We start from the raw sequence: 24081 nt of genomic DNA on the forward strand, positions 1-24081 counted from the left end.
GAACCCCCATGCGAGCGCGAGGAACAAGCGAAGCGAGTCCCGCAGTCGCGAGCGAAAGGCAGGCACAGTCATGACCGTTCAACCCACGCCCGCCTCCGCCACACCCGAGGGCGGCCACCTGCTGGAACTGCGGGACCTGCACGTCGAGTTCCGCACCAACGAGGGCGTCGCCCGCGTGATCAACGGCGTCTCGTACCACCTGGACGCCGGCGAGACCCTCGCGGTGCTCGGCGAGTCCGGCTCGGGTAAGTCGGTCACCGCCCAGGCGATCATGGGCATTCTCGACACCCCGCCCGCGTTCGTCCGCTCCGGCCAGATCCTCTACCAGGGTGCGGACCTGCTCACCCAGTCCGAGGAGCAGCGCCGGCAGGTACGCGGCAAGGAGATCGCGATGATCTTCCAGGACGCGCTCTCCGCCCTCAACCCGGTCTTCCCGGTCGGTTGGCAGATCGGCGAGACGCTGCGCCAGCGCGCCGGCATGTCCCGAGCCGACGCCCGGCGTCGCGCCATCGAACTGATGGATCTGGTCAAGATCCCGGGTGCCGCCAAGCGGATCGGCGACTACCCGCACCAGTTCTCCGGCGGCATGCGGCAGCGCGTCATGATCGCCATGGCGTTGGCGCTGGATCCGAAGGTGCTGATCGCCGACGAGCCCACCACGGCGCTCGACGTGACCGTGCAGGCCCAGATCATGGACCTGCTGGCCGACCTGCGGCGGGAACTCAACATGGCGATGATCCTGATCACCCACGATCTGGGTGTGGTCGCCGGTGTCGCCGACCGGATCGCCGTGATGTACGCCGGTCGGATCGTGGAGCACGCCGACGTCCGCTCGCTGTACCGGGCGCCCGCCCACCCGTACACCAAGGGGTTGTTGGAGTCGATCCCGCGCCTGGACGTCCGCGGCCAGGAACTGTCGACGATCAAGGGGTTGCCGCCGAACCTGATGCGCATCCCGTCCGGCTGCCCGTTCCACCCCCGGTGCCCGTACGCGCAGCAGGTCTGCGTGGACGAGTTTCCGCACGACCTGGTCCTCGGCGACGGCCGGACCAGCGCTTGCCACTTCGCGCAGGAGGTCCGTGATGACAGCGTCGCCCGCTAACCCGACAAAGGTCCGCGGCGAGACCATCCTCTCCGTCGACAATCTGGTGAAGCACTTCCCGATCACCCAGGGGGTGCTGTTCCAGCGGCAGATTGGAGCGGTGAAGGCCGTCGACGGGGTGAGCTTCGAGCTGCGTCGGGGCGAGACGCTCGGTGTGGTCGGCGAGTCCGGCTGCGGCAAGTCCACCCTCGCCCGGCTGCTGATGCGGCTGGAGACGCCCACCTCCGGGCGGGCCACCCTGGAGGGCAAGGACCTGTTCAAGGCCTCCGGGGGCGAGCTGCGCCGGTTGCGCCGCAACATGCAGATGGTGATGCAGGACCCGTACACCTCGCTGAACCCGCGGATGACCGTCGGCGACATCATCGGCGAGCCGTTCGAGATCCACCCGGATGCCGCACCGAAGGGCAGCAAGGAGAAGCGGGTCCAGGAACTGTTGGATCTGGTCGGGCTCAACCCGGAGCACATCAACCGGTACCCGCACCAGTTCTCCGGCGGGCAGCGTCAGCGCATCGGCATCGCCCGCGCGCTCGCGCTCAAGCCTGAGGTGATCGTCTGCGACGAGCCGGTGTCGGCGCTGGACGTCTCCATCCAGGCCCAGGTGATCAACCTGCTCAAGCAGCTCCAGGACGAGCTGGGGCTCTCGTACATCTTCATCGCACACGACCTGTCCGTGGTGCGGCACATCGCCGACCGCGTCGCGGTGATGTACCTCGGCCGGATCGTGGAGATCGGCACCGAGGACGAGATCTACGAGCGGGCCACCCACCCGTACACCCAGGCTCTGCTCTCCGCCGTGCCGGTGCCGGACCCGGAGGCCCGCGACCAGCGCAACATGATCCGGCTCGTCGGCGACGTGCCCAGCCCGGCCGACCCGCCGAGCGGGTGCCACTTCCGCACCCGCTGCTGGAAGGCTCAGGACATCTGCGCCACCCAGGACCCCCAAACGGTCCCCAGGGCAGCCGACCCCCACCCGTCCGCCTGCCACTTCGCCGAACTCCGCCCCACCCCAGCCTGACCCCGCCCCTGACCCCGCCCCTGACCCCGACCCGCGCCGACCCGCCGACCCACCCCGTCGATCATGGAGTTGTGGTGGGCGATTTATCAGCCGGTACCCCTTTTGCGGGGCACCACAACTCCATGATCGACGCGGGCGGGGCGGGGCAGCGGGGGCGGGGCGGGGGGTGGGTTAGTGGAAGAAGTGGCGGGTTCCGGTTAGGTACATCGTTACGTTGGCCTTTTTGGCTGCTTCGATGACCTCTTCGTCGCGGATGGAGCCGCCGGGCTGCACGATGGCGCGGACGCCAGCGTCGATCAGGATCTGCGGCCCGTCAGCGAACGGGAAGAACGCGTCCGAGGCGGCGACCGATCCGCGGGCCCGGTCGGCACCGGCGCGGGAGACCGCGAGCTGCGCCGAGTCGACCCGGTTGACCTGACCCATGCCCACCCCGACGGTGGCACCGTCCTTGGCGAGCAGGATCGCGTTGCTCTTCACCGCGCGGACCGCCCGCCAGGCGAACGCGAGGTCACGCAGCAGCTCCTCGTCGGCGGCCTCGCCGGTCGCCAACTGCCAGGTTGCCGGGTCGTCGCCAGGGGCGTTCACCCGGTCGGCGACCTGCGCCAGCAGGCCACCGGTCACCTGCCGCAGCTCCACCAGCGCCGGCGTCCAGGCCGGGGCCCGCAGCAGCCGGATGTTCTTCTTGGCCTGCAACACCTCGGCCGCGCCCTCGTCGAAGCCGGGGGCGACCACCACCTCGGTGAAGATGTCGGCCACCTGCCGGGCCATCTCGACCGAGACCGGGCGGTTGACCGCGATCACCCCGCCGTACGCCGACACCGGGTCGCAGGCGTGTGCCCTGCGGTGCGCCTCGGCGACGTCCGCCCCGACCGCGATGCCGCAGGGGTTGGCGTGCTTGATGATCGCCACCGCCGGCTGGTCGGCGAAGTCGTTCGCGGCCCGCCAGGCGGCGTCGGCGTCGACGTAGTTGTTGTACGACATCTCCTTGCCGTGCAGCTGCTCGGCCTGGGCCAGCCCCGCCGGGGCGTCCGGGTCGGTGTAGAGCGCGGCGGGCTGGTGCGGGTTCTCGCCGTAGCGCAGCGCGGTCGACTTGCGCAGCGCCAGCCCCGCGAACTGCGGCCAAGAGTCGTCGGCGGGTGCCAGCTCCTGGGCGCACCACTGGGCCACCGCGACGTCGTACTCGGCGATGTCGGCGAACGCCCGGGCGGCCAGCGCGCGACGCTGGGCCAGGGTGAAGCCACCCTCGCTGAGCGCGCCGATCAGCGCCGGGTAGCCGGTCGGGTCGGTGAGCACGGCGACCGAGGCGTGGTTCTTGGCGGCGGCGCGCACCATCGCCGGACCGCCGATGTCGATCTGCTCCACGCACTCCTCGACATCGGCGCCGGAGGCGACGGTCGCCTGGAAGGGGTAGAGGTTGGAGACCAGCAGGTCGAAGGCCGCCACGCCCAGTTCGTCGAGCTGCGCGACGTGGGTGTCCTTGCGCAGGTCGGCGAGGAGACCCGCGTGCACCTTCGGGTGCAGGGTCTTCACCCGGCCGTCGAGCACCTCGGGGAACCCGGTCACCGTCTCCACCGGCGTCACCGGCACCCCGGCGGCGGCGATCGTCCCCGCCGTGCTGCCGGTGGAGACGATCTCCACACCGGCGGCGTGCAGGGCCTGAGCCAGCTCGACCAGCCCGGTCTTGTCGTAGACGCTGACCAGCGCCCGCCTGATCGGGCGGCGCCCGTCCTGAGTGGGACTCACGGAACCGTGACCTTCCTTCCGGTGATGGTCCAGCCTTCGCGGACCAGGCGACCGACCTGCTCGACGAGCTGGCGTCGCTCGGCTTCCTTGATGCGCTCGGTGAGCGTGTCCACGTCGTCGTCGTCCAGAACCGGCACCGCGACCTGCGCGACGATCGGCCCGGTGTCCATGCCGGCGTCGACGAAGAAGAGGGTGGCTCCGGTGAGCTTCACGCCGTAGGCGAGGGCGTCACGCGGGCCGTGGATGCCGGGGAACGCCGGCAGCAGCGTGTTGTGCGTGTTCAGGTAGCGGTCGCCGAAGGCGGCGAGGAAGTGCGGACCGACCAGCTTGAGGAAACCGGCGGAGATGACCAGGTCCGGTTGGTGCTTCGCGACGTGCGCGGTGAGGGCGCGGTCCCAGTCCTCCCGGGTGTCGTGGTCGCGGACCCGCTCGACGAAGGTCGGCACCCCTGCCGCTTCGGCCCGGTCCAGGCCCGCGATGCCGTCGCGGTCCGCGCCGACCGCGACGACCTGTGCGCCGTACGCGGGGTCGGCGGCGGCCTCCAGCAGCGACTGAAGGTTGCTCCCGGAGCCGGAGATGAGGACGACGATGCGGGCGACAGGCGCGGGCTCGGTCACCGGGCCACCCTATCGGGCAGGTCAGGGGCACCCTTCGGCCGGGCGGCACGCCGATGGTGACAGTGCGGATGTGCATCGACCCGGTACGCTGCCGCTCGCTCGGGCCGAACGCCGCGCCGGCCCACACACCGCCACTGATCCGGCACAAGAAGCGGGTCGACAAGGGCTTGTTTGCGCGCTTTGGGAGATATGTCGTCCTGTTGCTGTACTGGGCTTTGGGAGGACTGACCGCGATCATGGATGGAAACAAGAGCACCAACTGACGGAACCAACCAAGGAGCTTCTCGAATGCAGCCCGGTAACCCCGGTCAGGACCCGTACGGCCAGCAGCCCAACCAGGACCCGACCGCTCCTCAGCCGCCGGCCGCCCCGTACGGCCAGCAGCCCCACGATCCGTACGCCGCGCCGCAGGCCCCGTACGGTCAGCAGCCCACCTCGGGCCAGCCGTACGGCCAGCAGCAGCCGTACCAGGACCCGTACGCCCAGCAGCAGCAGCCCCCGTACGGCGCCGGCCCGACCTACCCGAACGCCGGGTACCCGCAGGCGCAGGGGCAGAACAACACCCTCGGCCTGGTGTCGATGATCCTCGGTATCGCGTCGATCCCGCTGGTCTGCTGCCTGTACCTGGGCATCCCGGTCGGCATCGCCGGCATCGTGACCGGCTACCTCGCCAAGCAGAAGGTGGCCCAGGGCCAGGCCAACAACGCCGGCCAGGCCAAGGCCGGTCTGATCTGCGGCGCGGTCGGCGTCGGGCTGGGCATCCTGCTGCTCATCCTGAGCGTCGTGGCGCAGGTCAACCTGCCCACCCAGCCCTGACGGGCTCGGATTCGACGGGGCGCTCCGGGCTTGCCCGGGGCGCCCCGCGCTCGTCTACTGCGCGGGCCGGCGGGTCAGCACCCGGGTGGCGGCGGCACCGAGGAGCGCGCCGGCCGCGATGACACCGGCCGCCACCGCACCGACCTGCCAGCTCACCGGCCCGACCTGGGCCAGCCGACCGGCACCGAGCGGCCCACTGGAGACCGCGGCGGCTGCGCCGAGCACCATCCCGGCCACCGGACCGGCCAGCGCCGCCGGGGCCAGCAAGTCGGCCCAACGCGGCGCGGCCCGCTCCGGCCCGGCCCGCTCCGGCCCGGCGAGTCGAGCCACCCGACGGGCGAGCAGCCAGCCGGCCACCATCCCGGCCAGCACCGGCACCGCGAGCAGCAGCGTGCCGAAGCCGTCCACCGGACCGCGCGGTAGGCCCGCGAGCAGCGGCACGGCCGGCAGCGCGCCGACCGACACCTCGCTGGTGCGGACCGCGGTGTCGGTCCCGACGGCGAAGCCCGGCCCGAGCAGGTAACTGGCCGACCAGACGGCCGCGTTGGGCGCGTACGCCACGCTGATCAGGGTGATGCCGGCCTGCCCGGCGACCCCGGTCCGGTACGCCCCGATCATGTCGGCCGCGTCGCCGCCGCCGGTGGCCACCGCCAGGCCAGCCGCGCCCGCGCCCGCGCCGAGCAGGAGCAGCCCGGCCACCAGACCGGTCCGGACGCCGTCGCGCACCGCGCCCGGCAGCCGGGTGACGATCAGCCGGGTCACGGCGGTGATCCGGACCGCGCCGACCAGCGCGGCGAGTGCGCCGACCACCGCGAACGTGGCACCCGCCCGGGTCAGGGACACCTCCGGCCCGCCGCTGCCGACCAGCACCGCGGCGAGCACGCCGAGCAGCGCGTACGCGATGCCGACCGCGCCCGCGGCGAGCAGCGCCCGGCGCGGTGAGCGGGTGTCGCGGGCGCCGATCGCGCGGCTGACGTGCACGCCGGCGCGGGTCAGCCGCCAGAGCGCGAGCACGGTCAGCGCGAGCGGGGCGAGCCCGAGCGGGCCGGACTCGGTCTGGATCGGTACGCGGTGCCCGAGCAGCCAGCCGGCCAGCGCGGTGCGCAGGGTGCCGGTCAGGGTGGTGGAGTCCGTGCCGAGCTGCACCAGGCCGAGCACGATGGCGACGGGCAGGTAGGAGGTGAGGGCTGCCCAGCAGGCGGCCACCCCGGCGGCGACGGGCAGCGGCGCACGCCCGCGCGGAGACCCACCAGCGCGAGGCGCGGGCACCCGCCGGGCCGGCGCGGCACGATCGACCGGCCGGTCGTCGGCGCTCACACCACCGGGACGGCTGGGACGGTCAGGGGTGACGGGGGACATCGGCTCTACTCTGGCACGTCGCGCGGGCGGTGGCAGTCCGTTAACACCTCCTGAGTGCGGCGAGTTCACCGAACCGGCGTCCCGCCCACCCGGGCCGGTCTAGCCTCGGGCCAGAGGGGGCGCGTGTAGCCGCCACCCGGGGCGGGCCCGCCGGTAGCGATCCGGGTCGGCACATCGCCCACGAACCACCCGGAGGACGCCGTGACGACCCCATACCCGCCTCCCCCACCGCCACCGGCCCGGGGACGCGACCGGACCACCCTCTGGGGCGTGCTGGGCATCGTGCTGGGGCTGATCTGCTGCGGCGTCTTCGGCATCGTCTTCGGCTACCTGTCCATCCGCGACGCCCGGCGGTACGGGCAGTCGCCGCTGCTCGGTTACCTCGCCGTGGCGTTCGGCGTGATCAACATCATCGGTGGGGCGATCCTGCGGGTGACCGGCAACTACCCGTTCTGGAACGACTGACCAGCGACGGGCGCAGGTACGCCGAAGGGGGTCGACCGTTGCGGTCGACCCCCTTCGTCTCGCCTGACCGGCTCAGCTGCCGGACATGATCTCCCGCATCAGCTTCGCGGTCTCGGTCGGCGTCTTGCCGACCTTGACGCCGACGGCCTCCAGCGCCGCCTGCTTCGCCTCGGCGGTGCCGGCCGAGCCGGAGATGATCGCCCCGGCGTGACCCATGGTCTTGCCGGGAGGGGCGGTGAAGCCGGCGATGTAGCCGACCACCGGCTTGGTGACGTTCGCCTTGATGAACTCGGCGGCCCGCTCCTCGGCGTCGCCACCGATCTCACCGATCATGACGATCGCGTCGGTCTCCGGGTCGGCCTCGAACGCCGCGAGGGCGTCGATGTGGGTGGTCCCGATGATCGGGTCACCGCCGATGCCGACGCAGGTGGAGAAGCCGATGTCGCGCAGCTCGTACATCATCTGGTAGGTCAGCGTGCCGCTCTTGCTGACCAGGCCGATCCGGCCGGAGCCGGTGATGTCGGCCGGGATGATGCCGGCGTTGGACGCGCCCGGCGAGGCGATGCCCGGGCAGTTCGGCCCGATGATCCGGGTCCGCTCGCCCTGCGCCACGTTGTACGCCCAGAACGACGCGGTGTCGTGCACCGGGACGCCCTCGGTGATCACCACGGCCAGGTCGATCCCGGCGTCGATCGCCTCGACCACGGCGGCCTTGGTGAACTGCGGCGGCACGAAGATGACGGTGACGTCGGCCCCGGTCTCGGCCATCGCGTCCGCCACGGACGCGAAGACCGGCAGCTCGGTGCCGTCGAAGTCGACAGTCTGGCCCGCCTTGCGCGGGTTGACGCCACCCACCACGTTGGTGCCGGCGGCCAGCATCCGCCGGGTGTGCTTGGAACCCTCGGAACCGGTCATCCCCTGGACGATGACCTTCGAGTCCTTGGTCAGCCAGATAGCCATGATCAGACCCCCGCAGCTGCCAGCTCGGCGGCCCGCTCGGCCGCACCGTCCATGGTGTCCACCCGCTGCACGAGCGGGTTGTTCGCGCTGTCCAGGATCGCCCGGCCAGCCTCGGCGTTGTTGCCGTCGAGCCGGACGACGAGCGGCTTGGTGACCTGCTCGCCGCGCTGCTCCAACAGGGCCAGCGCCTGGATGATGCCGTTGGCGACCTCGTCGCAGGCGGTGATGCCGCCGAAGACGTTGACGAAGACGCTCTTCACGGCCGGGTCGGAGAGCACGATCTCCAGCCCGTTCGCCATCACCGCGGCGCTCGCGCCGCCGCCGATGTCGAGGAAGTTGGCCGGCTTGACGTTGCCATGCCGCTCACCGGCGTAGGCGACCACGTCGAGGGTCGACATGACCAGACCCGCGCCGTTGCCGATGATGCCGACCTCGCCGTCGAGCTTGACGTAGTTGAGGTCCTTGGCCTTGGCGGCCTGCTCCAGCGGGTCCACCGCGGCCTGGTCGACCAGGGCCTCGTGGTCCGGGTGCCGGAACGCGGCGTTCTCGTCCAGGCTGATCTTCGCGTCGAGCAGCAGCAGCCGGCCGTCGCCGTTCTTGGCGAGCGGGTTGACCTCGACCAGGGTGGCGTCCTCGGCGACGAACGCCTGCCACAGGCCGACGGCGATCTCGACCACCTGGTCGGCGACCTCGGCCGGGAAGCCGGCCGCGGTCACGATCTCGCGGGCCTTGGCCTCGTCCACGCCCTTCACGGCGTCGATCGGGGCCTTCACGACCTTGTCGGGGGTCTCGGCGGCGACCTGCTCGATGTCCATGCCACCGGCGACGCTGGCAATGCAGAGGAAGGTGCGGTTCGCCCGGTCGAGCAGGTACGAGAAGTAGTACTCCTCGACCACGTCGGCGGTCACCGTGATCATGACCTTGTGGACGGTGTGACCCTTGATGTCCATGCCGAGGATGTCGGTGGCCCGGGCCACCGCCTCATCCGGGCCCTCGGCCAGCTTGACGCCGCCGGCCTTACCTCGGCCGCCGACCTTTACCTGCGCCTTGACGACCACACGGCCGCCGAGGCGTTCGGCGATCGCGCGGGCCTCTTCCGGGGTAGTGGCGACGCCGCCGGCGAGCACGGGCAAACCGTGCCGCTCGAACAGGTCCCGCCCCTGGTACTCGTACAGGTCCACGATTGCGCGTCCCGTCCCGTCTCCGCGGCGCGCCGTCGCGCCGCCACCAGCGTTCAGAAAACAGTTTGACGCCTGTCATCACTTGAAACAGGCCATTGGCCGCAGCCTAGCGAGGTCGACACCACCGGCAACCGAGCGGGTGCGCGGTGTGCGGTAATGCACAACCGGGCATCACGGGTGGCCGGTTTCCGGCCAGGACTCCGGCGGCATCCACCGTCCGGGCGATGTTGTCCGGCTTGCGTAACCCTGCCGTGGGGGCGTCGTTGAGTCAGATGTCGGAGCGCTGAACAGCGCAATGACGGGAGACGGCCGATGCCCTGTCGGTCGAGGGGTGGCGGCGGGGCATCGTGCATAGAGGGGCCGGACGTGTGAGGGGTGCGTCCGGCCCCTCCCCCGTGCCCAGATCAGGTCGCGCCAGGTCAGGAGACCGGCTGCGCGACGTTCTCGCGGACCCACTCGACGATCGCCTGGGTGGTGGCGCCCGGCGTGAAGATCTTCGCGACGCCCAGCTTCTCCAGCTCGGGAATGTCGCCGTTCGGAATGATGCCGCCGCCGAACACGACGATGTCGCGGGCATCCCGCTCAGCGAGCAGTTCCAGCACCCGCCGGAAGAGCGTCATGTGCGCGCCGGAGAGCACGGACAGGCCGACCGCGTCGGCGTCCTCCTGGATGGCGGCTTCCACGATCTGCTCGGGTGTCTGGTGCAGGCCGGTGTAGACGACCTCCATCCCAGCATCCCGCAGGGCGCGCGCGACCACCTTCGCGCCCCGGTCGTGGCCGTCCAGGCCGGGCTTCGCGACGACGACCCGAATACGAGAGCTCATCAGCGCACACCTTTCACCGGCTTGACAGCCTTCACCTTAACGAACGGTAACCCGGTGCACCCGGCCCGGGAAATCCGGGCCCGGTCACCGGCCGTTACCCGGTGCGCCCATCCGACAACCCGCAGTGGTCCCGCCGATCCCGGCCCAGTACGCCCCTGACGTCGACGCCGACACCAGCCCGATGCCGTTCGGAGTCAAGCCGGACGAGTCCGCCGGAACGGTCACGCTCGGCGACGAACGGGCAGCGACGGGGGCACCGTTCGGCGGCGCGATGCGTGACAATAATGGACGCAAACGGACAGATCGACACGCCAATTTTCCGCTCTAGCTTGTGACTCGCCTGACGGTTGGCTAACGTGTCCACGGTTGTCATCAGGTCCATGGACGGGTGACGACGCGGTCAGCGGAGGTTCACTGGAGCTTCAGGGAACGTCCACCGGCCGCTTCGGAACCCCGACAACGGAGGGTGTGCGTGCGCCAGCGCCTGTCGTCTGAGCCCGATCGATATCGCGGTCGCCGCCGCGTACCCACCCCACCCCGCAGCCGCTACGCCGCTGTCGTGACCACCGCGTTCGTCGGGGCCGGCATCGTGGCTCTCGGCGCGAGCGCCCTGCCGGACGCCAAGGACGTCAGCCCGACGGTCCTCGACGAGCTCAAGCAGGCGTCGGTCACCAGTCAGGACGCCGCGGCCCGTGCCGACAACGCCGACCGCGCCTCCCGGGACAGCCGCGCCAAGGACAACGCCGAGCCCGAGGTCTGGCTGCTGCCGCTGCAGGGTTACGACTTCAACTCCCCGTACGGGATGCGCTGGGGCAAGCTGCACACCGGCGTGGACCTGGTCGCCCCCGAGGGCACGCCCTACGTGGCGATCCACGACGGCCTGGTCACCAAGGCCGGCTGGTTCGGCGGCTACGGCAACGCGGTGATCGTCCAGCACGCCGACGGCAGCGAGGCCATCTACGGCCACTCCTCCGCGGTGAGCGTCAAGGAAGGCCAGCAGGTCAAGGCGGGCGACCAGCTCGGCCTGGTGGGGCAGACCGGCCACGCGTACGGCACGCACCTGCACCTGGAGATCCATGTCAAGGGGCAGCCGACCGACCCGGTGCCCTACCTCCAGGAGCGCGGAGTGGACATCAAGCTGCAAGTCGAGGCAATCTACAGCGAGGTAGCCGCCTCCTGACGTTGCGTCACGACCGTTGGCCGCCCGGATCTGTCGATCCGGGCGGTTTTTCGTTAGGCGGTCCGGGCGGATGTATCCCGGGTCACAGCAGCGACTGTGGCCGGCGACACTCCCCAACATGATCACTTTTCCGGATGTAGCACCCCACAGGCGGTCATATCCGGGCATCCGGTCTTCCGCTCTCCGCCCGATCGGGCGGTCCCCGCGCCTGCCACCACTCGGCCGGACACCAGTATTTCGAGGTCAAGTGCCCCTCGACTGTGAAGGTCCGCCGTGCAGGAAGACAGCCCCGTCCAGAACGAGAACACCCCCGACACCAGCCAGACCGTGCCGCCGCAGCGCACCGGCCGACGGAACCGCCTCATCGTGCTCGGGGCCGCCGCACTGGTAGCCCTCGGCCTCGGCGGCGTCGCCGTCGCCACGAACGGCACCGACCATTCGGCACCCGCCGCCGTCTCCCTCGACACCCAGTCCCGGGCCGAGGCCGCAGGCCGCGCCGACCGCTCGATACGCGAGTCGAGCACACCGGTCATTCCCTCGCTCAGCCCGACACCGAGCCCGCCGGCGGTCAGCGTCAGCCCGACCTCCGCCAAGACGGCCAAGCCGAAGCCGAAGAAGACGACCAAGCCCACGCCCGCCTGGGTCGACCCGATGCCGGGCGCGACTGTCACCTCCTGCTACGGGCAGCGCTGGGGCACCCTGCACGCCGGTATCGATCTGGCGCTGCCCTCCGGTACGCCGATCCGCGCCGCCGCCGCCGGTACCGTGACCAAGGCTGGCGACGCCTCCGACGGGTACGGCAACTCCGTCTTCATCGACCACGGCAACGGTTACCTGACCCACTACGCCCACCAGAGCCGCATCGCCGTCACGGTCGGCCAGGCGGTCAAGGCCGGCCAGGTCATCGGCTACGAGGGCGCCACCGGCGATGCCACCGGCCCGCACCTGCACTTCGAGGTGCACCAGGGCATGTGGAACCAGATCGACCCCGCCCCGTTCATGCGGGCGCGCGGCGTCGACCTGGGCTGCTGAGGCAGTCCCCGCGCGCACCATCACGAAGAGTGGCCTCAGCGGGGCTGAGGCCACTCTTCGTGATGTGGTGTGACGGGGTCAGAGCTTGTCGACCGGGGCGTGCCGGAGCACCAGCCACATGGTCTGGTCGCCGAAGTCGATCTGCGCGCGCGCACCCGGGCCGTGCCCCTCGACGGCGAGCACCCGACCCAACCCGTACCGCTGATGATTGACCCGGTCGCCGGCGGACACCTTCGGCCCCTGCGGCAGCTCGCTGGCCGTGGTGAGCCGGCTGGCGTCCACGCCGAGCCGCTGGGCCAGCTGTGCCGCCTTCGGTGTGCCACCGGTGAAGGTGCCACGGCCGCCGGGCGCGCGGTCCGCACGACCGCCCACGCCGCCGCCCCCGCCAGCCCACGAGGTGTACGACCCTTCCGTGCGCTCCCAGTGCACCAACTCGGTCGGCAGCTCCTCCAGGAAGCGCGACGGCGGGTTGTAGGACGGCTGCCCCCAGGCCGAGCGGGTCACCGCCCGGGAGAGGTAGAGACGCTGTCGGGCGCGGGTGATGCCGACGTACGCCAGCCGGCGCTCCTCCTCCAGCTCGCGGGTGTCGCCGAGCGAGCGTAGGTGCGGGAAGACGCCGTCCTCCAAGCCGGTCAGGAAGACCACCGGGAATTCCAGGCCCTTGGCGGTGTGCAGGGTCATCAGGGTGACCACGCCCTGGTGAGGTGCGGCGTCGTCTGCCTCGTCGCCGTCCGGCGACGAGCCGGGTTGCGCAGGGATCTGGTCGGCGTCAGCGACCAGCGCCACCTGCTCCAGGAAGCCGGCCAGGGTGGCCCGCTCCCCGTCGGCGCCCAGCGCCTCGATCCGCTCGGTGTACTCGCGGGCCACACTGACCAGTTCCTGGAGGTTGTCCACCCGACCGGCGTCCTGCGGGTCCAGGCTCTCCTCCAGCTCGGTGAGGTAACCGGAGCGGGTCAGCAGCGCCTCCAGCACTTCCTCCGGGGTGCCGGTCTCGGCCAGCTCGCGGGCGCCGTCGAGCAGCGCCACGAAGTCGGCGATGCCGTTCGCCGCCCGGCTGGAGATGCCCGGCGCCTCCCGGGCCCGGCGCAGGGCCGCGCCGAAGGAGATCCGGTCGCGGCTGGAGAGCGCCTCGACGCACGCCTCGGCGCGGTCGCCGATCCCCCGGCGCGGGGTGTTGAGCACCCGCCGCAGGCTCACCGTGTCGTCGTCGTTGACCACCGAACGCAGGTACGCGAGGGCGTCGCGGACCTCCTTGCGCTCGTAGAAGCGCACCCCGCCGACCACCTTGTAGGGCAGGCCGACGCGGATGAACACCTCCTCGAAGACGCGGGACTGGGCATTGGTGCGGTAGAAGACCGCGACGTCGCCGGGGCGGGTCTCGTCGGCGTCCACCAGCCGGTCGATCTCCCGGGCCACCCAGTCGGCCTCGGCGTGCTCGGTGTCGGCCACATAGCCGACGATCTGCTCACCGGCGCCGGCCTCGCTCCACAGCCGCTTGGGTTTCCGGGAGGTGTTGCGGTCGATCACCGCGTTGGCCGCGTTGAGAATGGTCTGGGTGGAGCGGTAGTTCTGCTCCAGCAGGATCGTCCGGGCGTCGGTGAAGTCCCGTTCGAACTCCAGGATGTTGCGGATCGTCGCGCCCCGGAACGCGTAGATCGACTGGTCGGCGTCGCCGACGACGCACAGCTCGGCGGGCTCCAGCCCGTCGGTGCCGGAGACCAGCTCCTTGATCAGGACGTACTGGGCGTGGTTGGTGTCCTGGTATTCGTCCACCAGCACGTGCCGGAACCGCCGGCGGTAGCTCTCCGCGACGTGCGGGTGGGACTGGAGCAGGTGCACCGTGGTCATGATCAGGTCGTCGAAGTCCAGTGCGTGGGCCTCCCGCAGCCGACGCTGGTAGAGCGTGTACGCCTCGGCGAGGGCCCGCTCGTTGGGCCCGGTGGCCCGCGCCGCGAACTGCTCCGGATCGACCAGCTCGTTCTTCAGGTTGGAGACCTGGGCCGCCAACCCCCGCGCCGGGTAGCGCTTCGGGTCGAGATCCAGCTCGCGGGTCACCAACTGCATCAGCCGGCGGGAGTCGTCCGCGTCGTAGATCGAGAACGTCGACTTGAGGCCGGCGTGCTCGTGCTCGGCACGCAGGATCCGTACACAGGCCGAGTGGAACGTCGACACCCACATGAGGCGGGCCCGGGGACCGACCAGCGCGGCGACGCGTTCCTTCATCTCGCCGGCGGCCTTGTTGGTGAAGGTGATCGCGATGATCTCACCAGGGTGCACGTCCCGAGCGGCGAGCAGGTAGGCGATCCGGTGCGTGAGCACCCTGGTCTTGCCGGACCCGGCGCCGGCCACGATCAGCAACGGTGAGCCGGCATGGCTGACGGCGTCGCGCTGCGGCCCGTTCAGCCCGTCGAGCAGCTGCTGCGGATCGAGGCGCGCGGTGGCCGCCCCGGGTCGGTACGGGCGGGCCGGCGCGGACTCCGGCGCAGGCGGGGACGCGGGGATGTCGAAGAGAGGATGCATCGCCCGACAAGTCTATGCCGCCGGTCGGACACTGCGCCGCTGGCGCTCAGCAGCTCGTGCCCGACGGCGTGCACCACCGCGTACGCCCACCGGTGAGAAAGCTGCCCTCCGCGACGCGGAATGCTTGCGCACCCGGCAGCGACGTGGGCATACTCGACGGCGTGATCGCTGCGCGCTACTACTTTTACTATGGCACCGGGAGTCCGGCTGCCGTAGGTCGCGCCTGATCGATTCAGACCTGCTAAAGCCCCGGGCTCCTGGAGTCCGGGGCTTTTTCCGTCCCAGGTTCCGGGCACCGGGCACCACAGTGCGAGAGGTACCCGATGATGACAGACGTGATGGAGCAGAGCGGCAGCCCGATCCGACCGGGGCAGTCCGCGGCGCAGGAGGCCGAGGCGGCGGAGGCCACGACGCCGGCAGGTGTCGACGCCGAGCCGGCCGAGCAGCAGACCGGCACCGCGGAGCCGGTCGCCGCCGCGCGGATCGTGCAGATCAGGGAACGGATCGATGAGATCGACCACGCGTTGATCACGCTCTGGCAGGAGCGGGCCGCGTTGTCCCAGGAGGTCGGGGCGACCCGGATGGCGTCCGGCGGAACCCGTTTAGTGCTCTCCCGCGAACGGGAGATCCTGGAGCGGTTCCGGGTCGCGCTCGGCGCCGACGGCACCCAACTGGCCCTGCTGCTGCTCCGCGCGGGCCGCGGCCCGCTGTGAGCCGCACCGGCCCGCAGGTGACTCACCCGGCCCGCTGAGACACGGCGTGCGCTCCTGCGCGTCGCAGGCGGCCGATCCGGTCCCGGACAACGAAAACCGCCTGCCGCCGTCGTGCTGACGGCGGCAGGCGGTTTCGGTGACTCACGCCTCGTGGGTGGCGACGATCTCGCGCTTCTCCGCGAAGTGGCAGGCGCTCGGGTGGTCCGAGCCCTGCCGGATCTCCAGCAACGGCATCTGCTCGGCGCAGACGTCCTGTGCCTTCCAGCACCGGGTCCGGAACCGGCAACCCGAGGGCGGGCTGATCGGCGACGGCACGTCACCCGTGAGCCGGATGATCGCCTTGTTGTTCCGCTGCGTCGGGTCCGGCACCGGCACCGCGGACAGCAGAGCCTGGGTGTACGGGTGGGTCGGCCGCTCGTAGATCTCGTCCTCGGTGCCGATCTCGACGATCTTGCCGAGGTACATCACCGCGACGCGGTCCGAGAGGTGGCGAACCACCGACAGGTCGTGCGCGATGAAGACGTACGAGAGCCCGAACTCGCCCTGCAACTGCTCCAGCAGGTTCATGACCTGGGCCTGGATGGAGACGTCCAGCGCCGACACCGGCTCGTCACAGACGATGATCTCGGGCCGCAGCGCGAGCGCGCGGGCGATGCCGATGCGCTGACGCTGACCGCCGGAGAACTGGTGCGGGTACCGGTTGATGTGCTCCGGGTTGAGCCCGACCAGGTCGAGCAGCTCCCTGACCTTGGCCCGGCGGCTGCCCTTCGGCGCGACCTCCGGGTGGATCTCGAACGGCTCACCGAGCAGGTCACCCACGGTCATTCGCGGGTTCAGCGAGGTGTACGGGTCCTGCATGACCAGCTGGATCTGCCGGCGCAGGCGACGCAGCGCCCCACCGGACAGCTTGGAGATGTCCTGACCCTTGTAGACGACGCTGCCTTCGGTCGGCTTCTCCAGGTTCATCAGCACCCGGGCGAGGGTCGACTTGCCGCAGCCGGACTCGCCGACCACGCCGAGCGTCTCACCGGCACGCAGATCGAACGAGACCCCGTCGACCGCCTTGACCTGACCGACGGTCTTCTTGAACACCACACCCTGCGTCACGGGGTAGTGCTTGACCAGGTCACGGACCTCGAGGATGTTCTCAGACACGGTTCACCAGCTCCTCGGCGAAGTGGCAGGCGCTGGCCCGGGCAGTGCCCACCTGCAGCAGCGGCGGGAGCTTCTCCCGACACACCGGCTGAGCCATGGGGCAGCGCGGGTTGAACGGGCAGCCCGTCGGAATGTTCATCAGGTTCGGCGGGAGGCCCTTGATCGTCCGGAGCTGCTGCCCCTTCTCGTCCATCCGCGGGATCGAGTCGATCAGACCCAACGTGTACGGGTGCGCCGGCTTGGCGTACAGGTCGTACACGTTCGCTTCCTCGACGATCCGACCCGCGTACATGACCGCGATCCGGTCCGCGACGTCGGCGACCACACCGAGGTCGTGGGTGATCAGGATCATGCCCATCTGCCGCTCGCGCTGAAGCTCGGCCAGCAGATCCATGATCTGGGCCTGCACGGTCACGTCGAGGGCGGTGGTCGGCTCGTCCGCGATCAGCACCTCCGGGTCGAGCGCCAGCGACATCGCGATCATCGCGCGCTGCCGCATACCGCCGGAGAACTGGTGCGGGTAGTTGTTGAACCGACCCTTGGCGTTCGGGATCTTGACCTGGTCGAGCATGTCGATCGCGCGCTTCTTGGCCTCCGCGCGGCCCATGCCCCGCCGGACCCGGAACTGCTCGGCAATCTGGAACCCGACGGTGAAGACGGGGTTCAGCGCGGAGAGCGCGTCCTGGAAGATCATCGCGATGCCCTCGCCGCGGATGCGGCGGCGCTCCTCGTCGGACATGCGCAGCATGTCCTTGCCGTGGAAGCGGACCTGCCCACCGGTGACGAAGCCGGGCGGCGTGTCGAGGATGCCCATGATGGTCTGCGCCGTGACGCTCTTACCGGAGCCGGACTCGCCGAGCACGGCGAGGGTCTCCCCCGCGTCGACGTGGTACGTGACCCCGTTGATGACCTTTGCGACGCCGTCCCGGGTACGGAACTCCACCCGCAGGTCGTCGACCTCGAGCAGCCGGCCGGAGGGACGCCCGGACCCGCCGGATCCCGGCGCAGACTGCTCGGACACGAGAATGTCGGACACTGGATCTCCCCTAGCGGAGTTTCGGATCGAGGGCCTCGCGGACCGACTCACCGAGCATCACGAAGCTCAGCACTGCGGTGACGAGGAACGCGGCGGGGAAGAACACCAGCCCTGGCGCGACCCGGACGAAATTCTGCCCATCACTGATCATGATGCCCCAGGACACCACCGGCGACTTCAGGCCGACGCCCAGGAAGGACAGGGTGGCCTCGGCGCCGATGAACGAGCCGACCATGATCGTGCCGTAGACCAGCAGCGGGGCCAGGCAGTTCGGCAGCAGGTGCTTGAGGACGATCCGGCCGGTGCCGGCACCCAGCGCGCGGGCCGCCACGATGTAGTCGGCCTCCTTGGTGGCGAGCACCGAGGAGCGCATCAGCCGCATCACGACCGGCCAGCTCAGCACGATCAGTGACGCGATCACCAGGCCCATGATCTGGGCCTTGCTGTTGCCGGAGCCCGACCCGTTGAAGGTGGTCAGGATGACGATCGCGCCGAGCACGAACGGCAGACCGAAGAAGACGTCGGCGATTCGGCTGAGCAGCGCGTCCACCCAACCACCGCGGTAGCCGGCGATGATGCCCATGGTTCCGCCGATGAGCAGCGTGCCCACCACGGAGAGCACGGCGACCACGATAGAGGCCCGTGCGCCGTAGATGACCCGGGCGTAGACGTCGCGGCCCTGCACGTCGTAGCCGAACCAGCCATTGGCGGACGGCTTATCGAGACTGCGGGACAGCGAGCCGTTGACCGCGTCGCCCGGGGCGAACAGCGTCGGGAAGGCCGCCATCAGCAGGAAAATCATGATCAGCGTGGCCGAGATCCAGAACAGCGGCTTGCGCCGCAGGTCCCGCCAGGCGTCGCCGAGCAGACCGCGCGGCTTCTCGTTGCTCTGCGGCTGGCCCGCGGTGGCGGGGGCGGCGGAGTCGGTCGGTTGTGCGCCAGGGGTGCTGACGATTGATGCGGTACTCGGGTCACTCATAACGGATCCTCGGGTCCAGGGCGGCGTAGAGCAGGTCAACCAGCAGGTTCATCACGAGATAGACCAGCACCAGGACGACCACGATGCCTACCACCGTGGCGCTTTCCTTGGTGATGATCGCCCGGAAGACCTGGCGGCCGATTCCGTTGATGCCGAAGATTCCCTCGGTGACGATGGCGCCGCCCATCAGGGCACCGAGGTCGGTGCCGAGCAGGGTCACCACCGGGATGAGCGAGTTGCGCAGCAGGTGCACACCCACCACGCGGCGCATCGGCAGGCCCTTGGCGATCGCCGTGCGTACGTAGTCCGCGCGACGGTTCTCGGCGATGCTCGTTCGTGCCACCCGGGCGATGTACGCCACTGACGCGCTGCCCAGCACGAAGCCCGGCACGATCAGCTCGGACCACCGCATCTCGGAGGAGACGGTCGGCTTGATGATGCCCCACTGCACACCCAGCAGCCACTGCAGCACGAAGCCGACCACGAAGACCGGCAGCGCGATCAGGAAGAGGGTGGAGACCAGGACCAGGTTGTCGATGAAGCCGTTACGCCGCAGACCGCTCAGCACGCCGGCGCCGAGGCCGATGATCGCCTCGATGGCGAGCGCCACGACGGCCAGCTTGATCGTGTTCGGGTACGCGGTCGCGATGATGTCGCTGATCTCGCGTTGCTGGAACGTCTGACCGAAGTCGCCCTGGAGCAGGTTCTTCATGTAGTTGGCGTACTGCACGAAGACGTTCTGGTCGAGGTGGTACTTCTCGGTCATGAAGGCGATGTACTGGTCCGGGCAGCGACGCTCACCGCACTTGCCGGCGAACGGATCGCCCGGGACGGCCCAGACGAGCCAGTAGATCAGGAACGTCGTACCGATGAAGACCGGCACGAGTTGGAGCAGCCGTCTCAACAGATAACGGCCCATGGGGTGGTCCTCCAGACAGGGGGCGCGTCGGACGGCCGACACGGTGGTGACAACGTGCGAGTGGAGTGTTGTAACACCCAATCGCGGAACGGCCCCGGGTCGGGCTCACCGGATGTGGCGAGCCCGACCCGGGGTCAGACCGTTCGGATCAGAGCTCGACCGAGGTGATGTCGATCTCGCCGACGTTGTTCAGCTCGAGCTTCTTGATCTTCTCCGAGTGGCCGGACTGCTGGCCGTAGAAGTAGACCGGGATGCTCGGAACGTCCTGGTCGACCTTCTCGACGGCCTTGGCGAACGCCTCGTGCGAGGCCTCCAGGCTCGGCGCACCGCTGGCCTGCTTGGCCAGGGCGTCGACCTCGGGGTTGCTGTACAGACCGTCGTTCGAGGAACCGTTCGTGACGAACAGCGGGTTCACCCAGTTCTCGACGTCCGGGTAGTCCTGCTGCCAGGCAGCCCGGTACGGGCCGGTCATCTTGTACGCGTTGACGTTCTGGCGGAACACCGCGAAGGTCGGCACACCCTCGGCCCGGGCGTTGATGCCGAGGTTGGTCTTGACCTGCTGGGCGACGGCGTCCATCCAGTCCTTGTGGGCGGAGTCCGCGTTGTAGTAGAAGACCATCTCACCGGTGAAGCCACCGGCCTCGGCGAGCAGCGTCTTGGCCGTCTCCGGGTCGAACTTGCAGGCGGTGCAGTTGCCCGGCTTGGCGCCCGGGGTCAGCGGGTTCGCCCAGCTGTCGGCCGGCTTGCGGGTACCGAAGAAGATCTTGTCGGAGATCTCCTGCCGGTTGATCGACAGCGACACGGCACGACGCAGCTTCGGGTCCTTGAAGCGCTTGTCGTAGATCGGGAACGCGATGAACGCGGTCGACGGCGTGACGGTCGAGCGGCCCCGGTCACCGAGGTCGGTCTTCCACTTGTCACCGGCGAGCGCCGAGGTGGGAACAACCTCCATGAAGTCGAGGTTGTTGGCCAGCAGGTCGGCGTAGGCGGCGTTGTCGTCCTGGTAGAGCTTGACGTCGACGTCCTTGATCTTCATCTTGTCGCGAAGATTGTAGTCGTCGAAGCGGGTCAGCTTGATCAGGTCGTTGTCGGCCCACGACACGAACTTCACCGGGCCGTTACCGATCGGCTTGCGACCGAACTCCTCGGGCTTCTGGGTGAAGAACGCGTCCGGCAGCGGCATGAAGGCGCTGTAGCCGAGCTTGGTCGGGAAGACCGCGGTCGGCGCCGCCAGGGTGACCTCGAAGGTCTGCTCGTCGATGACCTTCAGGCCGGACAGCTTCTCGGCCGACGGCGGCGGGGCCTTCTTCGGGCCGTCCGGGCCGTCCGGGTCCGAGGTGTAGGTCTTGTCGAAGCCCTCGATGTCCGAGAAGAAGGTGCCGTTCTGCGCGCCGTTCGGCGAGTAGGCGGCCCAGTTCCAGGCGTCGACGAAGTTCTTCGACTTCACCTCGGTACCGTCGTGGAACTTGGTACCGGCCTTGATCTTGATCGTGAAGACCTTGGAGTCCGTGGTGTTGATGGACTCCGCCAGCGCGTTACGCGGGGCCCCACCGTCGTTCGGGTACTCGACCAGGCCGGTCCACAACCAGTCGACGATCTTGCCGCCACCGGTCTCCGTGGTGTTCGACGGGACCAGCGGGTTCTCCGGCTGGACACCGTGAACGACGATCGAGCCATCCGCGCTGTCGGCAGTATCGCCGTCACCGCCGCTCGAGCAACCGCTCGCGACAAGCGCGGCAGCCGCGCTGAGCGCGATCGCGCTCGTCGCCCGCTTCGAGACTCTCATTCCGAGGGGCCTCCTCTTTCTGACCAGGTTCCGTCGTGGGTTTCACGCACGTTTGGGGGTGACACCGCCCGACCACCCCGGGGCGCGGGTCGCCGGGACCACAGGGAAGTTGGAGACACCCCTGATGTTCCGATCCGCCGGGCTCCCCCGCCAACGAGGCGCGACACGACGCAACCGACACCGCCACGGACCGCCGTGATCGGCAGAAACGTGGTGGTGGGCGTACGGAGTGCCACACACCGATGGTGAGGTGCTGCCACTGTGACACCCACTGGCCGCTTCCGTGAAGGTGCCGTTATCAAGCCGTTAGTTGCCCGCCACGTTGCCGATACTTGAAAAATGATCATAAAACGGTCGACGCGGGCAGCATTGAGCAGGAAATACGTTGCACCGCCCGAAGACCCAGCCTCGGCCCGTGCGCAAGCGCCGGGGGCACCCCACCTCGGTGCGACGCGCGTCACCACTCATGTTTCGACCCATCCGGATGAGGGCGGCTGGGCCAACCCGGGCACGATCACCGGCTGGGCGTACGAGGGCGCGCGGGACAGTTTTCTGATCTCGCCGGCGGTGACCCCGTCACACGAGCCGGCGGTCCGCCGCCCAACGGGAGAGTTCGTAGCGGTTGGACATCTGAAGCTTGCGCAGCACGTTCGACACGTGCGTCTCCACCGTCTTGATGGAGATGAACAGCTCCTTGGCGATCTCCTTGTACGCGTACCCCCGGGCCAGCAGCCGCAACACCTCCCGCTCACGGTTGGTGAGCTGGTCCAGCTCCGGGTCGGCCACCGGCGCGTCCGGTCGGGCCGCGAAGGCGTCCAGCACGAACCCGGCCAGCCGTGGGCTGAACACCGCGTCCCCGTCGGCCACCCGACGGATCGCGGCAGCCAACTCGTCCGGCGAGATGGTCTTGGTGACGTACCCCCGGGCACCGGCACGGATCAGCCCGATCACGTCCTCCGCCGCGTCGGAGACGCTCAACGCCAGGAACTTGACCTGTGGGTGCGTACGCCGCATCGCCTCCAGCACCGCACGACCGCCGCCGTCGGGCATGTGCACGTCGAGCAGCACCACGTCCGGGCCGACAGCGGCGATCCGGGTGACCGCCTCGGCCACCGTGCTCGCCTCGCCCACCACCTCGACGTGAGCGCCCAACTCCGCACGCACCCCGGCCCGGAACATGGCGTGGTCGTCCACCAGGAACACCCGCAGCCGCTCGGGGCGGGCATCCGCCGGGTCGAGGCGCTCGGTCGACTGCTCGGCCATGGTCATCTGTTCCTCTCCGCTGCGGACGAGTCCCGGGAGATCGGCAGGATCAACCGGACCTCGGTCCCCTCCCCCGGGCCGGACCGGATTTCGGCCCGTCCGCCGTGCCGCTTCATGCGCCCGATGATCGAGCCGCGTACGCCGTGCCGGTGGTCCTCCACCGTATCGGGATCGAAGCCCTTTCCCCGGTCCCGGACGAAGACGCTGACCTGATCCGGTTCCACCTCGGCGTAGAGCGACACGGTCTGCACGCCAGCGTGCCGGGCCGCGTTCACCAACGCCTCCCGCGCGGCCGCGACCAGGGCGCCGACCTTCTCGTCGGTCTCGCGGTCTCCCACCACCACCGTCTCCACGCTGATGGCGAAGGTGTCCTCGACCTCGGCCGCGGCCTGCTCCAGCGCGGCCGCGAAGCGCTCACTCGGCGAGGCGGTCGGCTTGTAGAGCCAGTTGCGCAGCGACCGCTCCTGCCCTCGGGCCAGCCGCTGCACCGTCTTGACGTCGCCGGCGTTGCGCTGGATCAGGGCCAACGTGTGCAGCACCTGGTCGTGCACCATGGCGGCCAACTCGGCCCGCTCCTGCTCGCGGATGCGGCCCTCGCGCTCCGAGCGGAGCTGGCTGTACGTCCGCCAGAGCACCGGCGCGGCGACCACGCCGACGCCGGCCAGCCCGACCAGCGCGAAGATCACGCCGTTGATCACCGCGTCGAAGTTCTGAGCTGGCGAGTAGACGGCCGCGACACCGATGATGCCGACCGCGACCAGCACGCCCCCGCCGATGAACCGGAGCACGAAAGCCCGCCGGTCGCTCTCCTCGACGACCGCGCCGAGCCAGGGCACCGGCATCGTGTCGCCCCACTGTCGCCGCCGCTCGGGCGCGGACTGGTGCCAGATGACCCCGGCGCCGACCGCGATGATGGCCACCAACCAACCGGCGGTGCCCGCCGCGCCGACCGAGTCGAAGACCATCACCTGGATCAACAGGACACCGAGCCCGATCCCCACGAACGGCAGGAGCTGGGCGACGTCCCGTCGGGGCGGCACCGCGGTGTTTCCGGGTCGCAGCGGCACCACGGCCCAGAAGGCCGCGTAGAGCAGCAGACCGAGCCCGCTCAGCCCGAGCAGAACCATGAACGCGACGCGCACCCGCAGCACCGAGATGCCGAGATGGTCGGCGATACCGGCGGCGACGCCGGCGGCCATCCGGTGCTCCGGGGCGCGGTAGAGGCGCGCGGGCGGGGTCACGGTGCTGATCGGAAGCTCCCTGGATGATGGTGGCGGGCAGGTCGAGGTGGGTGACTCGATCGTCACACGCTGCGGCGTCCATGACCACGGGGACGCCCCCGACATTCCGGCCGCCGGATCTCAGGGTGGGGTCAGGGTCGGGTCCTGAGGCAGTTCGGGTGGACCGGGCAGCAGG

At 69.9% G+C, this 24081-nt stretch carries 22 protein-coding genes; 8 read left to right on the plus strand and 14 right to left on the minus strand.

Annotated features, from left to right (window positions below; genetic code table 11):
* The first annotated feature begins 70 nt into the window (after positions 1–70).
* Together EV382_RS21250 and EV382_RS21255 are read left to right on the plus strand one after the other, a co-directional pair.
* Positions 71–1102, plus strand: coding sequence for an ABC transporter ATP-binding protein (locus EV382_RS21250; RefSeq protein ID WP_130404515.1), 1032 nt, complete (start codon positions 71–73; stop codon positions 1100–1102).
* Complete coding sequence (locus tag EV382_RS21255) at positions 1083–2117, plus strand: ABC transporter ATP-binding protein (protein WP_130404517.1); 1035 nt, start codon at positions 1083–1085, stop codon at positions 2115–2117. The genes EV382_RS21250 and EV382_RS21255 overlap by 20 nt, the downstream gene beginning before the upstream one ends.
* 171 nt (positions 2118–2288) lie before the next feature.
* On the opposite strand, the gene purH is transcribed toward EV382_RS21255, so the two are convergent.
* Positions 2289–3860 carry a bifunctional phosphoribosylaminoimidazolecarboxamide formyltransferase/IMP cyclohydrolase gene (gene purH, locus EV382_RS21260; protein ID WP_130404519.1) on the minus strand — a complete coding sequence of 524 codons (1572 nt, stop codon included), beginning with the start codon at positions 3858–3860 and terminating at the stop codon, positions 2289–2291.
* A complete protein-coding gene (gene purN / locus EV382_RS21265) occupies positions 3857–4477 on the minus strand; it encodes a phosphoribosylglycinamide formyltransferase (RefSeq protein ID WP_130404521.1) in 621 nt (206 codons plus the stop codon). Before purN ends, purH begins: the two co-directional genes overlap by 4 nt.
* A 68-nt stretch (positions 4478–4545) precedes the next feature.
* On the opposite strand from purN, the gene EV382_RS21270 reads away from it, so the two are divergent.
* Both EV382_RS21270 and EV382_RS21275 read left to right on the plus strand, forming a co-directional pair.
* Positions 4546–4740, plus strand: coding sequence for a hypothetical protein (locus EV382_RS21270; protein ID WP_130404523.1), 195 nt, complete (start codon positions 4546–4548; stop codon positions 4738–4740).
* A 25-nt stretch (positions 4741–4765) separates the two neighbouring features.
* Positions 4766–5293: a DUF4190 domain-containing protein gene (locus tag EV382_RS21275; protein ID WP_130404525.1), complete on the plus strand. Its 528-nt coding sequence runs from the start codon at positions 4766–4768 to the stop codon at positions 5291–5293.
* A gap of 54 nt (positions 5294–5347) precedes the next feature.
* Here EV382_RS21275 and EV382_RS21280 read toward each other — a convergent pair whose 3' ends face one another.
* Positions 5348–6652 (minus strand): cell division protein PerM, encoded by a 1305-nt coding sequence (locus EV382_RS21280; protein WP_130404527.1) that lies wholly within the window; start codon positions 6650–6652, stop codon positions 5348–5350.
* A 201-nt stretch (positions 6653–6853) separates the two neighbouring features.
* Here EV382_RS21280 and EV382_RS21285 point away from each other — a divergent pair, with 201 nt between their 5' ends.
* A complete protein-coding gene (locus EV382_RS21285; RefSeq protein ID WP_130404529.1) occupies positions 6854–7117 on the plus strand; it encodes a DUF4190 domain-containing protein in 264 nt (87 codons plus the stop codon).
* Between the two features lie 72 nt (positions 7118–7189).
* Here the strand turns inward: EV382_RS21285 and sucD are convergent, their stop codons facing one another.
* From sucD to icmB, 3 genes are all read right to left on the minus strand, one after another.
* Positions 7190–8077: a succinate--CoA ligase subunit alpha gene (sucD, locus tag EV382_RS21290; protein ID WP_130404531.1), complete on the minus strand. Its 888-nt coding sequence runs from the start codon at positions 8075–8077 to the stop codon at positions 7190–7192.
* Between the two features lie 2 nt (positions 8078–8079).
* On the minus strand, positions 8080–9258 hold the full coding sequence (sucC, locus tag EV382_RS21295) for an ADP-forming succinate--CoA ligase subunit beta (protein ID WP_130404533.1): 1179 nt from the start codon (positions 9256–9258) through the stop codon (positions 8080–8082).
* 419 nt (positions 9259–9677) lie between these two features.
* Complete coding sequence (gene icmB, locus EV382_RS21300) at positions 9678–10082, minus strand: coenzyme B12-dependent isobutyryl CoA mutase small subunit (RefSeq protein WP_130404535.1); 405 nt, start codon at positions 10080–10082, stop codon at positions 9678–9680.
* Positions 10083–10554: 472 nt separating this feature from the next.
* Here icmB and EV382_RS21305 point away from each other — a divergent pair, with 472 nt between their 5' ends.
* A complete protein-coding gene (locus tag EV382_RS21305; protein ID WP_130404537.1) occupies positions 10555–11262 on the plus strand; it encodes a M23 family metallopeptidase in 708 nt (235 codons plus the stop codon).
* A 273-nt stretch (positions 11263–11535) separates the two neighbouring features.
* On the plus strand, positions 11536–12294 hold the full coding sequence (locus EV382_RS21310) for a M23 family metallopeptidase (protein WP_130404539.1): 759 nt from the start codon (positions 11536–11538) through the stop codon (positions 12292–12294).
* A 78-nt stretch (positions 12295–12372) separates the two neighbouring features.
* Here the strand turns inward: EV382_RS21310 and pcrA are convergent, their stop codons facing one another.
* Positions 12373–14814 (minus strand): DNA helicase PcrA, encoded by a 2442-nt coding sequence (pcrA, locus tag EV382_RS21315; RefSeq protein WP_130404541.1) that lies wholly within the window; start codon positions 14812–14814, stop codon positions 12373–12375.
* Positions 14815–15137: 323 nt separating this feature from the next.
* Between pcrA and EV382_RS21320 the strand changes: the two genes are divergently transcribed.
* Entirely contained in the window at positions 15138–15527 is a 390-nt protein-coding gene (locus EV382_RS21320; RefSeq protein ID WP_130404543.1) for a chorismate mutase, read from the plus strand.
* A gap of 141 nt (positions 15528–15668) precedes the next feature.
* Here the strand turns inward: EV382_RS21320 and EV382_RS21325 are convergent, their stop codons facing one another.
* The 7 genes from EV382_RS21325 to EV382_RS21355 all read right to left on the minus strand — a co-directional run bounded on the left by EV382_RS21325 (position 15669) and on the right by EV382_RS21355 (position 23906).
* Positions 15669–16682, minus strand: a complete 1014-nt coding sequence (locus EV382_RS21325) for an ABC transporter ATP-binding protein (protein WP_130404545.1) — start codon at positions 16680–16682, stop codon at positions 15669–15671.
* On the minus strand, positions 16675–17703 hold the full coding sequence (locus tag EV382_RS21330) for an ABC transporter ATP-binding protein (RefSeq protein ID WP_130409063.1): 1029 nt from the start codon (positions 17701–17703) through the stop codon (positions 16675–16677). The genes EV382_RS21325 and EV382_RS21330 overlap by 8 nt, the downstream gene beginning before the upstream one ends.
* Before the next feature lie 25 nt (positions 17704–17728).
* Positions 17729–18697: an ABC transporter permease gene (locus EV382_RS21335; protein ID WP_130404547.1), complete on the minus strand. Its 969-nt coding sequence runs from the start codon at positions 18695–18697 to the stop codon at positions 17729–17731.
* Entirely contained in the window at positions 18690–19616 is a 927-nt protein-coding gene (locus tag EV382_RS21340) for an ABC transporter permease (protein WP_130404549.1), read from the minus strand. The genes EV382_RS21335 and EV382_RS21340 overlap by 8 nt, the downstream gene beginning before the upstream one ends.
* Before the next feature lie 148 nt (positions 19617–19764).
* Positions 19765–21402, minus strand: a complete 1638-nt coding sequence (locus EV382_RS21345; protein ID WP_130404551.1) for a peptide ABC transporter substrate-binding protein — start codon at positions 21400–21402, stop codon at positions 19765–19767.
* A 576-nt stretch (positions 21403–21978) separates the two neighbouring features.
* Complete coding sequence (locus tag EV382_RS21350; RefSeq protein ID WP_130409065.1) at positions 21979–22665, minus strand: response regulator; 687 nt, start codon at positions 22663–22665, stop codon at positions 21979–21981.
* Positions 22666–22667: 2 nt separating this feature from the next.
* Positions 22668–23906, minus strand: a complete 1239-nt coding sequence (locus EV382_RS21355; RefSeq protein WP_130404553.1) for a PspC domain-containing protein — start codon at positions 23904–23906, stop codon at positions 22668–22670.
* Between the last annotated feature and the right edge of the window lie 175 nt (positions 23907–24081).

Origin of the sequence: Micromonospora violae (assembly GCF_004217135.1) — a bacterium.
Taxonomy (GTDB): Bacteria; Actinomycetota; Actinomycetes; order Mycobacteriales; family Micromonosporaceae; genus Micromonospora; species Micromonospora violae.

Bases quoted from the DNA above. Each gene is read 5' to 3' on its own strand.
- EV382_RS21250 (WP_130404515.1), top strand. From the start codon at position 71: ATGACCGTTCAACCCACGCCCGCCTCCGCCACACCCGAGGGCGGCCAC.
- EV382_RS21255 (WP_130404517.1), top strand. From the start codon at position 1,083: ATGACAGCGTCGCCCGCTAACCCGACAAAGGTCCGCGGCGAGACCATC.
- EV382_RS21270 (WP_130404523.1), top strand. From the start codon at position 4,546: ATGTGCATCGACCCGGTACGCTGCCGCTCGCTCGGGCCGAACGCCGCG.
- EV382_RS21275 (WP_130404525.1), top strand. From the start codon at position 4,766: ATGCAGCCCGGTAACCCCGGTCAGGACCCGTACGGCCAGCAGCCCAAC.
- EV382_RS21280 (WP_130404527.1), bottom strand. From the start codon at position 6,652: ATGTCCCCCGTCACCCCTGACCGTCCCAGCCGTCCCGGTGGTGTGAGC.
- sucD (WP_130404531.1), bottom strand. From the start codon at position 8,077: ATGGCTATCTGGCTGACCAAGGACTCGAAGGTCATCGTCCAGGGGATG.
- icmB (WP_130404535.1), bottom strand. From the start codon at position 10,082: ATGAGCTCTCGTATTCGGGTCGTCGTCGCGAAGCCCGGCCTGGACGGC.
- pcrA (WP_130404541.1), bottom strand. From the start codon at position 14,814: ATGCATCCTCTCTTCGACATCCCCGCGTCCCCGCCTGCGCCGGAGTCC.
- EV382_RS21320 (WP_130404543.1), top strand. From the start codon at position 15,138: ATGATGACAGACGTGATGGAGCAGAGCGGCAGCCCGATCCGACCGGGG.
- EV382_RS21335 (WP_130404547.1), bottom strand. From the start codon at position 18,697: ATGAGTGACCCGAGTACCGCATCAATCGTCAGCACCCCTGGCGCACAA.
- EV382_RS21340 (WP_130404549.1), bottom strand. From the start codon at position 19,616: ATGGGCCGTTATCTGTTGAGACGGCTGCTCCAACTCGTGCCGGTCTTC.
- EV382_RS21345 (WP_130404551.1), bottom strand. From the start codon at position 21,402: ATGAGAGTCTCGAAGCGGGCGACGAGCGCGATCGCGCTCAGCGCGGCT.
- EV382_RS21350 (WP_130409065.1), bottom strand. From the start codon at position 22,665: ATGGCCGAGCAGTCGACCGAGCGCCTCGACCCGGCGGATGCCCGCCCC.